Here is an 11,245-nt window from a genome sequence, read left to right on the forward strand (position 1 = left end):
GGTAGCCACCCGGCTACTCGATCGAAAACCGCTCCTGACCTGGGTTTCCAGGCCGGGGGCGGTTTTTTGTGTGGAGGGGAAGTAGGGTCGTGGCCGTGGGCCAGTTGGCGTTCTTCTCGGCGGAGACCGATGAGCCGGTGATCGACGACCTCGCCGGTCTCCTGGCCGGCACCGGGCAGTCGGTGAGCACGAAGTCGGGTACCCGCGTCTCGGTCGTCGTCGATGCCCGGTGGCGGGCCGAGGCGATCGTCGCCGAGATCCGTGCGACCGGCCTCGTCGCCGACGTCGCGGTCTCGGAGGAGGGGAGTCCGCTCGCCCGCACCACGGTCGATCACCGCCTCGACGAACTGCATCGTGCCTGGTCGACGGGGGCGGTCAAGACCATGCCGACCGGCTGGGTGCCCACCCCGCGGGCCCTGCGGTTCTGGGCTCTTGCCTCCGGTCGCGGTGATGTCGATCACTATCTTCTGGGCCTCGACCCGCACTGCCCGGACTCCCACGCGCTGCTGTCCACCGCCCTGATGCGGGCCGGCATCGCGCCGACCCTGGTGGGCACCCGCGGCCAGGCGCCGGCATTGCGCGTGGCCGGACGCCGGCGTCTCGATCGTCTCGCCGAGTACGTCGGCGCACCACCGTCGCAGGCGGCGCCGCACCAGTGGCCACGCGAGCACTGGTGACTCGCGCAGACCGCACGATCTGGGCTTGTCCGACGAGAATCCCATCGGTTTTCCCGATCATCATGCAACTCCATCGAGTGTCCTCTGACCAGGGGATCTTCGGTGGCTTTCGGCGTCGCTCCGGGTGATGATCGGCGGGGACCGGGAATTGCGATGTGCAATCGGCACTAATAATGAGGTACAAACCGAACTGACTACACCCGAACCGAGGTCGCCCGGCCCGGTTCAGAAGCGAAGGACCCGCGTTGGCCGAGACCAGCACCACGACCACCTCCAGTGGCAAGGCGATCCGTCGGCTCGTGATCGTCGAGTCGCCCACCAAGGCGCGCAAGATCGCCGGCTACCTCGGGTCGAACTACGTGGTGGAGTCCTCCCGTGGGCACATCCGGGACCTTCCCCGCGGTGCCGCCGATGTCCCGGTCAAGTACAAGGGCCAGCCCTGGGCGCGCCTGGGCGTCAACGTCGACGACAACTTCGAACCGCTCTACGTGGTGTCCCCGGACAAGAAGAGCACCGTCACCGAACTCAAGTCGCTGATGCGCGACGTCGACGAGCTCTACCTCGCCACCGACGGTGACCGCGAGGGGGAGGCCATCGCCTGGCACCTCCTCGAGACGCTCAAGCCCAGGATCCCGGTCAAGCGGATGGTCTTCCACGAGATCACCGAACCGGCCATCCGGGCCGCCGCGGAGAATCCCCGCGACCTCGACATCGACCTCGTCGACGCGCAGGAGACCCGCCGCATCCTCGACCGCCTCTACGGCTACGAGGTGTCGCCGGTGCTGTGGAAGAAGGTGATGCCGAAGCTGTCGGCGGGCCGTGTGCAGTCGGTGGCCACCCGCATCATCGTCCAACGCGAACGTGAGCGGATGGCGTTCGTCTCCGCCGACTACTGGGACATCGACGCGGTGATGGATGTCGGCGCCGATGCCTCCACCACGCCCCGCACCTTCACCTCACGGCTGGTGTCGGTCGACGACGCCCGCGTGGCGACCGGTCGCGACTTCACCCCGCAGGGTGCGCTGAAGAAGACCGACGGCGTCATCGTGCTCGATCGGGCCCGCGCCACCGCCCTGGCATCGGCACTCGACGGTGCGGCGATGACGGTCACCTCGGTGGAGGAGAAGCCATACACCCGGCGCCCCTACGCACCGTTCATGACCTCGACGCTGCAGCAGGAGGCGGGTCGCAAACTGCGCTTCTCGTCGGACCGCACCATGCGCATCGCGCAGCGGCTGTACGAGAACGGCTTCATCACCTACATGCGTACCGACTCCACCACGCTCAGCGAGTCGGCGATCAACGCCGCGCGGGCGCAGGCGCGGGAGCTGTACGGCGACAGCTTCGTTCACCCCACCCCGCGGCAGTACACGCGAAAGGTCAAGAACGCCCAGGAAGCCCACGAGGCGATCCGTCCGGCGGGCGAGACCTTCCGCACTCCCGGTCAGGTGGCCGGCCAGCTCGAGACCGACGAGTTCCGGCTGTACGAACTGATCTGGCAGCGCACGGTGGCCAGCCAGATGGCCGACGCCAAGGGCACCACGCTGAGCCTCCGGATCGGCGGCACCGCCACCTCCGGCGAGACCTGCACGTTCGCCGCGTCGGGTCGCACCATCACCTTCCCCGGCTTCCTGTCGGCCTATGTCGAGACCGTCGACGACCAGGCCGGTGGCCAGGCCGACGACGCCGAGAACCGGCTGCCGGTGCTCACCCAGGGGCAGGCACTGACCGCCACCGACCTCGCCGCCGACGGCCACACCACCAATCCGCCCGCCCGCTACACCGAGGCCTCGCTGGTCAAGGTGCTCGAGGAGCTCGGCATCGGCCGCCCGTCCACCTATGCCTCGATCATCGGCACCATCCAGGACCGCGGCTACGTCATCAAGAAGGGCAACGCGCTGGTCCCGTCGTGGATCGCGTTCGCCGTGGTCGGCCTGCTCGAGGCCTACTTCCAGAGCCTGGTGGACTACGACTTCACCGCCTCCCTCGAGGACGATCTCGACCAGATCGCCAACGGCCGGGAGAACCGCACCCGGTGGCTCACCGAGTTCTACTTCGGTGACGCCGCCCCCGACGCCCAGCACGACGCGGAGATCGCCGGTTCGGAGATCGCCAAGCACGGCGGCCTGAAGAAGCTCGTCGGGGTGAACCTCGAGGAGATCGACGCCCGCGAGGTCAACTCGATCCGTCTGTTCGACGACGAGCAGGGCCGCCCGGTGTACGTCAGGGTCGGCCGGTTCGGGCCGTACCTCGAGCGCAACGTGGCCCAGGGCCCCGACGCCGAACCCGATCTGCAGCGCGCCAACCTGCCCGCGGACATGACCCCCGACGAGCTGACCCTCGCCGTGGCCGAGAAGCTGTTCGCCACGCCGCAAGAAGGGCGCTCGTTGGGTGTCGACCCGGTCAGCGGCAACGAGATCGTCGCCAAGGAGGGCCGCTTCGGACCGTACGTGACCGAGGTGCTGCCGCCGGACGACGAACCCGACACCGACACCGACGACGGCGGTTCCGCCCCGGCGCCGGCCACCATCCCGGCCGGTCCCACCCCGCGTGACGGCGGTGCCGACGCCGACATCGTGCCGCTCGACGACACCCCAGCCGGCACCGGCGCCACGACAACAGCCACCAAGACCGCGACCACCAAGACCGCGACCACCAAGACCGCCGCCACGAAGACGGCGAAGAAGGCCGCGAAGAAGGCGACCGGTCCCAAGCCGCGCACCGGGTCGCTGTTCAAGTCGATGGACATCTCCACGGTCACCCTCGACGAGGCGCTCAAGCTGCTGTCGCTGCCGCGCGTCGTCGGTGTGGACCCGGCCTCGAACGAGGAGATCACCGCGCAGAACGGCCGCTACGGTCCGTACCTGAAGAAGGGCACCGACTCCCGCTCGCTGGCCACCGAGACCCAGATCTTCGAGATCACCCTCGACGAGGCGCTCACGATCTACTCCGAACCCAAGCGTCGCGGCCGGCAGGCCGCCGCCCCGCCGCTGCGTGAACTCGGCAACGACGAGGTCAGCGGTAAGCCGATGGTGATCAAGGACGGCCGGTTCGGTCCGTACGTCACCGACGGTGAGACCAACGCGTCGCTGCGCAAGGGCGACGAGGTCGCCACCATCACCGTCGAGCGGGCGATGGAGTTGCTGGCCGACCGCCGGTCGCGGGGACCGGCCACCAAGAAGGCGACCAAGAAGGCCGCCAAGAAGACCCCGGCGAAGAAGACGGCCACCAAGACCGCGGCGGCGAAGAAGACCGCTGCCAAGAAGACGACCGCCAAGAAGACGACCGCCAAGAAGACGACCGCCAAGAAGACCGCCGCGACCAAGACGACTGCGGCCAAGAAGGCACCGGCGAAGAAGGCACCGGCGAAGAAGACGACGGACTGAGCAGACACCGGACCGAGCCGACGGCGATCGGCCCGGGTTCCCGGCCGCCCGGACCCGATGCCCGAGGGATGACGCCCGGGGGATGACGGGGTCTGCGGGGCGATGACGGGGGCTACGGGATCCGGGGTTACGGGATCTGGGTCGCCAGCCCGAGCGGCCGCGCGAGCAACGTCTCGATGCCGCGGCCGCGCAGTTCCACACCCTCGCCGATCGACCAGTGGGTGGCCTCCTCCTGGGAGGCCAGGAACACCGCCCGAGCCGACCCGAGAACACGGGTGGGCTCGTCCTTGGCGAGTTCGGTCAGCCGGGCGGCCTCGTTCACCGGGTCACCGATCACCGTGTACTCCAGGCGGGCCTCGGCGCCGATGTGCCCGGCGATCGCCTTGCCCGCCGACACCCCGATCCCGATGTCGGTGTCACCGAGCGTGTCGTACAGCTCCTGGCGCAGTTCCCGCGCCGATGCCAGAGCCCGTCCGGCGAAGTCGTCGAGGTCCAGGGGCGCGCCGAAGATCGCCAGCGCCGCATCACCCTGGAACTTGTTGACGAACCCGCCATGGCGGCCGACGACGGCGACCACCACCCGGAAGAACTCGTTGAGCAGGTCCACCACCTCGCGCGGTGGGCGGTTGACCGCCAGCCGCGTCGACCCGACGATGTCGACGAACAGCACGCCGACGTAGCGTTCCTCGCCGCCGAGTTCGGTTCCGATCTCGATCGCCCGGCGGGCGACGTCCTCACCGACGTAACGGCCGAACAGGTTGCGCAGCTGCTGTCGTTCGCGTAGGTCGGTGACCATGTCGTTGAACCCGGCCTGCAGCAGTCCGATGTCGGTGCCGTCGTAGATCTTCACCGACGCGGTGAGATCACCCTCGGACACCTTCGCCTGGGCGCGGCGCAGCTGTTTGATCGGGTCGTTGATCGCGGTCACCACACGGATGATCGCGAGCAGGCTGAAGGCCAGCGCCGACAGTGCCATCCACAGGATCGGACGCATCAGCCCGTCGGCGTCGGTCTGGATGTACCCCAGGCGCTGCATGGTGATCAGGCCGACGATCACCAGCATCGGGGCCACCACGCTGATCACCCAGAACACGGTGATCCGGGTGGTCACGCCGGGGGCGATCGCGCTGTTGGGATTGTTGGCCATCGCCGCGACGGTGATCGGCCGCAGCACCTTCTCGAACTGCAGGAAGCTCAGCACGCAGGTGACGAGCGCACCGATGCAGCTGGCCATCGCGACGATGAACGCATCGCGCACCGACACGGTGAGGTTGACGCAGGTGAACAGCAGGCCGCCCACCACCCACATGCCGACGTTCACCGCCGACAGCAACATCGGCAGTTGCAGGGCCCGTTTGCGGGCGCCCTGGTTGTCCAGGCGGGATCTACGGCGGTGCCAGATCAGGACCGGCAGCGACAGTTGGATGCTGAGGACCGCGCCCACCACCATCGCCACCACCAGATAGGCCGCGAAGATGGCCTGGTTGAGTGCGGTGATCTCGTTGAATCGGAACGAGTCGGACTCGGGCATGCCGAATCGGAGGAACGCGAAGGTGAACAGTGCACCGACGAGATTGGAACGCAGCATGTCCAGGGCGAGGATCGGCCACGGGGTGTGCGCCAGCCAGCGAACAGTGTGCTGGGCCTTGGACAGGCGTGACCGGCGTTCAACCACCCAACCACGGTAGCTGGCTGCTTGCAATTGTTAAACGCGATACGTGCAGGCGGAAGTGTCCGAACTGCGGATTAGGGTGGTCGCTGTGACAAATGTCTTCGATCGGATGATCGGCCAGCAGGCCATCATCGCCGAGCTCGTCGACGCCGCCCGTGCCGCCCGCGGGCTGGCCGACCGGCTCGACGAGTCCGCGGCCGGTGCGGTCTCGATGTTCGCCCCCGCCGCCGACGATGCTCCCGGAGAAGTGGCGGGTGGTGATCTGGAGCAGGAGATCGAGGCTCGCACCCGGGCGTCGATGACCCACGCCTGGCTGTTCACCGGCCCGCCCGGCAGCGGCCGCTCGATCGCCGCGACCTGTTTCGCCGCGGCCCTGCAATGTCAGCATCCGGAGGTCGTGGGTTGTGGTGAGTGCCGCGCCTGCACCACCGTGCTCGCCCGCACCCATGCCGACGTCCGGCACATCGTCCCCGCCGGGCTGAGCCTGTCGGTGGACTCGATGCGCGAGATCGTCCAGCTCGCCGCCCGCCGGCCGGGCACGGGGCGCTGGCAGATCGTCGTCGTCGAGGACGCCGACCGGCTCACCGAGCAGGCCGCGAACGCCTTGCTGAAGGTGGTCGAGGAACCGCCGTCGCGGACGGTGTTCCTGCTGTGCGCGCCGTCGGTCGACCCGGAGGACATCGCGGTGACCCTGCGTTCGCGGTGCCGTCACGTCGCCCTCACCAGTCCTGCGGTCGCCGACATCGAGAGCGTCCTCGTGGAGCGCGACGGCATCGCGCCCGATGCCGCGCGCTGGGCCGCCTCGGTGTGCGGCGGGCACGTCGGCCGCGCCAAGCGGCTGGCCACCGATCCCGACGCCCGCGCCCAGCGTGAGTCGGCGCTGGGCATCGCCCGCGCGGCCACCCGCGACTCCACCGCGTACAAGGCGGCCGAGGATCTGGTGCGGTCCGCCGATGCCGCGGCAAAGGCGATCAGCGCCGCACTCGACGAGGCCGAGACCGAGGAACTCAAGACCGCCCTGGGCGCCGGTGGCACCGGCAAGGGCACCGCCCGGGCGCCCCGCGGCACCGCCGGGGTGCTCAAGGATCTGGAGAAGCGGCAGAAGTCGCGGGCCACCCGTGTCGGCCGCGACGTCCTCGACCGTGCCCTGGTCGATCTCGCCGCCTTGTTCCGTGACGCGCTGGTGGTGTCGATGGGTGCGCAGGTCACCGCCATGCACCCGGACAAGGCCGACGATCTCGTCGGGCCGATGGCCTCCTATGCGGGTCCCGAACAGCTGCTGCAGTGTGTGGAGGCCGTCCTCGACTGCCGAGAGGCCTTGGACGTCAACGTGAAACCGAAGTTCGCCGTCGACGCGATGGTCGCTCGGATCGGCCAGGCGATGCGGACAGGCCAGCGGATCTAGGAGCCTGCGGCCCGCTCCCCACAGGGTTACGAATCGGTAATCCGACAGCAACACCGGACTCCTAACGTGGCGACCCATGGCACCAGTGCAGCCACGCCCCCCGGGTACCGGGCTCGACATCTCAGGTCTCACCAAGACTTTCGGAACACGCACGCTGCGTGGCAGTTCCACCGTGACCGCGTTGTCCGACGTGGACCTGCAGACGTCGGAAGGTGCATTCCTGTCGCTGCTCGGACCGTCGGGATGCGGCAAGTCGACGGTGCTGCGCATCCTGGCCGGCCTCGAGGAACCCACGTCCGGTACCGCGCTGATGAACGGTCGGTCGCCGGCCGATCTGCAACGCAACCACGAACTGGGGATCGCCTTCCAGGACTCGGCGCTGCTGCCGTGGCGGTCGGTGGAGTCCAACATCAAACTGCCGCTGCAGGTGGGCCGCATGCCCGCCGACGACGGCCTCGTCGCCGACCTGATCGAGCTCGTCGGACTCACCGGCTTCGAGAAGGCCAAGCCCGCGATGCTGTCCGGTGGTATGCGCCAACGTGTTTCGATAGCACGCGCGCTGGTCGTGCGGCCGACGGCGCTGCTGCTCGACGAGCCGTTCGGTGCGCTCGACGACATGACGCGGCAGCGTCTGAACATCGAGCTGCTGCGGATCTGGACCGAGAAGCCCGCCACCACCCTCATGGTCACCCACGGCATCGCCGAGGCGGTGTTCCTCTCCGACATCGTCGCGGTGATGAGTCCCCGGCCGGGTCGCGTGGTGGAAGTGGTGCCGATCGATCTGCCGCGTCCGCGGACACCGGAGATGATGCGCACCCCCGAGTTCCACGCCATCCACGACCATCTGTCCGGGTTGCTGTTCGGCACCGCGTCATCGGATCGCCCGGGGTCATCGGATCGCCCGGGGTCATCGGATCGTGCGGGGTCGTCGGATCGCCCGGGGTCATCGGATCGTGCGGGGTCGTCGGATCGTGCGCATGTCGCCGACACGGCGGAGGTCGTGGGTGGGTAGGTTCACCGGTGGACGCTGGGCCGCGGGTGCGGCGGGCATCGTCGGGCTGATCGGCCTGTGGTGGATCGCCGGTGCCCTCCACTGGTTCTCCGGCACCATCCCCACGCCGTGGGCGGTGTTGTCGGCGATCGGTGACCGGGGTATCCAGTTCTACATCGACAACTTCTCGGCCACCATCGAATTGGCGGTCCGCGGATTCCTGTGGGGCAACTGTCTCGCCATCGTGCTGGCGCTGCTGGTGATCCTCATCCCGCCGGTCGAGGGACTGGCGACGCAGCTGGCGATCATCTCCTACTGCACCCCGATCATCGCGGTGGCCCCGATCATCCAGGTGGCCTTCGCGCAGGTGCAGACCATGATCGTGTTCCTCGCGGCGATCTCGGTGTTCTTCACGACGATGATCGGAACGCTGTCGGGGTTGCGGTCCCCGCACAAGGGCAGCCTCGACCTGGTGAAGGTCTACGGCGGTGGCCGCTTTGCGCAGCTGTGGCGGGTGCGGTCGGTGGCCGCACTGCCCAACACCCTGGCGGCGATCAAGATCGCCGCACCCGCCGCCGTCCTCGGCGCGGTACTCGGCGAGTTCCTCGCGATGCCCGAGAAAGGGGCCGGTCCGACGATGATCATCGCGCAGCAGGCGGGCGACATCCCGCAGGTGTGGGCGATCGCCCTGCTGTGCGGTGTGGTTGCGGGTATCGGATACGCGATCGTGGCCGTGGTCGCCCGGTTCGCGACCCGATGGTCCACCGGGATGGCGGTTCTCGGATGACCGTCGGACTCGGGAGTGTGTGGTCGGTGGCCCGATTCCTCGGCTCACTGTTGTTGTCGTTCATCCTGATCCTGGTGATCTGGTGGGCGTTCCTGCTGGCCTTCCCCGACATCGGGCCGATCATCGGCCGTACCCCCGGCGATGTGTTCGCCTACCTGTTCACCGATCCCGATTCTGCGCAGGCCCGCTCGGAGATCTTCGCCGACCTGTGGATCACCTTGAAGGACACCGCGATCGGCTTCGTGTCCGGTATGGTCGCCGCAGTCGTGGTGGCCGCGGTGTTCGTGGTGTCTCGACCTGCGGCACAGACCTTCATGCCCGTCGCGATGCTGCTGCGATCGGTGCCGTTGGTCGCGATGACCCCGCTGATCACCCTGGTCGTCGGACGGGGCGTGGCGGTGGTCGCGGTGATGGGTGGCATCGTGGTGTTCTTCCCGGCGCTGGTACTGATCATGACCGGACTCGCCAACGCGCCCAGCCAACTCGACGACGTGATCAGCGTCTATGGCGGTGGACGCTGGACGGCGTTGCGGCGTGCGGCGATCCCGTCGGCGGTGCCGTCGCTGTTCAGCGCGGCCAAGGTGTCGGTGCCCGGCGCGATCATCGGCGCCACCGTGGCCGAGTGGCTGGGTACCAACAAGGGTTTGGGAGCCACACTGCAGCAAGCACTTCCGGCCGCAGCCTACGACCAGCTGTGGGCATCGGTGCTGGTGATCACGGTTGCCTCGATCATCCTGTACGCCATCGTCGGTGTGCTCGAGACGGTGGTCCTCGCCCAGATGGGGATGCAACAGAGCTGAGAGTTCCGGGGGGACAAGCAGAGTCAGCCGGGCAGCGTCGCCCTCTGGAAGTACCGAAGGATCGCGGCCGCACGGCCATACGAGGAAGGACCTCACCATGTCACAGTCGCCCATGTCTCCGCCGCTCGGAGGGCGCAGCCGCGGATTCGACCGGCGCTCGTTCCTGCGCTACACCCTGATGGCAGGTGGCGCGGCCGGGGCGCTCGGCGTGGCCGGCACGTTGTCGGCGTGCAGCAGTGGCGATTCCGGGAGCAGCGGGGCGGCGTCGACCAACCCCAAGGTGCAGTTGTCGTGGCAGAAGAACATCGAGTTCGCGGGGGAGTACTGGGCCCTCGACAAGGGGTACTACGAGGCCGCCGGTGTCGGCACGCCGGAACTGCTCACCGGCGGCGGCGCGGGTACCGGTGTGGAAACCGGCCTGACCTCGAACAAGGTGTGGATCGGTATGACCGCGCCGCAGCTCACCGCCCCCGTCGTGCTGCAGGGTGCCGCGCTCAAGACAGTGGCCGCGACGTTCCAGAAGAACCCGTTCTGCATCATGTCGCTCGCATCCAACCCGATCGATTCCCCGGAGGCCATGAAGGGCAAGAAGATCGGCGTGCAGGCGTCCAACGAGAACGTCTTCAAGGCGCTGCTCACGGCCAACGGGATGACCGAGTCGGACGTCCAGAAGATCACCGTCCAGTACGACCCCACCCCGCTGACCACCGGTCAGGTCGACGGCTGGGTGGCGTATGTGACCAACGAGCCGATCGAGTTGAAGGACAAGGGGATCGACAACACCAACTTCCTGTTCGCCGACTACAACCTGCCGCTCGTCGCCGAGACCCTGGTGGTCCGGCAGGAGACGATCGACAACGAGCGCGACAAACTCAAGGCATTCCTCAAGGCCGACATCCAGGGCTGGTACGACGCCGTCGCCGACCCGGCCGGGTCCGCGCGCCTCGCCGTCACGACCTACGGCAAGGATCTCGGCCTGAACGAGGCCAACCAGACCGAGCAGGCCACCGCCCAGAACGCCCTCGTCGTCTCCGACGACACCAGGGCCAACGGTCTGCTGACCATCACCGACGAGTTGATCGCGTCGAACATCGAGGCCCTGGCCAAGGCCGGGTACTCGATCAAGCCCGAACAGCTCTTCGACATGTCCCTGATCAAAGAGGTCTACGAGGAGAATCCCGACCTCAAGAAGTAGTGGTTCAATCCGGCCGGCGGGGCCGCCCTATAGTTGTCGGCAGGACTGGCCCCGCAGGCAGGAGTGAGCATGTCGGACTTCATCAAGAAGCTCAAGGAAGACGCGAAGGCGGTCGAGGCCGCGATCGACAACGAGCTCACCGTGCTCGAGGGCGTTCCCGGGTTCGACCCGCTCGCCAAGGACGTCTCGACGGACGACGAGACCGACGGTGACGCGGAAAAGGTGGCCGACGCCGACTGAGCAGGGCTTTCTCGCCGGTCTCCGTGGCTCGCCGACCTCGTGAGCCGAGAGAGCGGGGCGACGCCGCGGCCCGTCTCGGTCGATGTCACCCC

At 68.1% G+C, this 11,245-nt stretch carries 9 protein-coding genes; 8 read left to right on the top strand and 1 reads right to left on the bottom strand.

The annotated features are described in order from the left end of the window. Window positions 1-95 precede the first annotated feature (95 nt). A complete protein-coding gene (locus tag ACWDUA_RS08575) occupies window positions 96-677 on the top strand; it encodes a hypothetical protein (protein WP_449750584.1) in 582 nt (193 codons plus the stop codon). A gap of 245 nt (window positions 678-922) precedes the next feature. Next, on the top strand, window positions 923-4,063 hold the full coding sequence (gene topA / locus ACWDUA_RS08580; protein WP_449750585.1) for a type I DNA topoisomerase: 3,141 nt from the start codon (window positions 923-925) through the stop codon (window positions 4,061-4,063). Between the two features lie 127 nt (window positions 4,064-4,190). Here the strand turns inward: topA and ACWDUA_RS08585 are convergent, their stop codons facing one another. Then, entirely contained in the window at window positions 4,191-5,651 is a 1,461-nt protein-coding gene (locus ACWDUA_RS08585; protein WP_449750731.1) for an adenylate/guanylate cyclase domain-containing protein, read from the bottom strand. A gap of 172 nt (window positions 5,652-5,823) precedes the next feature. Here ACWDUA_RS08585 and ACWDUA_RS08590 point away from each other — a divergent pair, with 172 nt between their 5' ends. From ACWDUA_RS08590 to ACWDUA_RS08615, 6 genes are all read left to right on the top strand, one after another. Beyond that, window positions 5,824-7,140, top strand: coding sequence for a DNA polymerase III subunit delta' (locus ACWDUA_RS08590; RefSeq protein WP_449750586.1), 1,317 nt, complete (start codon window positions 5,824-5,826; stop codon window positions 7,138-7,140). Between the two features lie 76 nt (window positions 7,141-7,216). Further along, entirely contained in the window at window positions 7,217-8,152 is a 936-nt protein-coding gene (locus ACWDUA_RS08595) for an ABC transporter ATP-binding protein (protein ID WP_449750587.1), read from the top strand. Continuing rightward, on the top strand, window positions 8,118-8,918 hold the full coding sequence (locus ACWDUA_RS08600) for an ABC transporter permease (RefSeq protein ID WP_449750588.1): 801 nt from the start codon (window positions 8,118-8,120) through the stop codon (window positions 8,916-8,918). Before ACWDUA_RS08595 ends, ACWDUA_RS08600 begins: the two co-directional genes overlap by 35 nt. After that, a complete protein-coding gene (locus tag ACWDUA_RS08605) occupies window positions 8,915-9,718 on the top strand; it encodes an ABC transporter permease (RefSeq protein ID WP_449750589.1) in 804 nt (267 codons plus the stop codon). The genes ACWDUA_RS08600 and ACWDUA_RS08605 overlap by 4 nt, the downstream gene beginning before the upstream one ends. A gap of 97 nt (window positions 9,719-9,815) precedes the next feature. Beyond that, on the top strand, window positions 9,816-10,913 hold the full coding sequence (locus tag ACWDUA_RS08610; protein WP_449750590.1) for an ABC transporter substrate-binding protein: 1,098 nt from the start codon (window positions 9,816-9,818) through the stop codon (window positions 10,911-10,913). Between the two features lie 69 nt (window positions 10,914-10,982). Then, complete coding sequence (locus ACWDUA_RS08615) at window positions 10,983-11,153, top strand: hypothetical protein (protein ID WP_449750591.1); 171 nt, start codon at window positions 10,983-10,985, stop codon at window positions 11,151-11,153. Window positions 11,154-11,245 lie beyond the last annotated feature (92 nt).

The organism is Gordonia sp. NPDC003376, assembly GCF_053589235.1.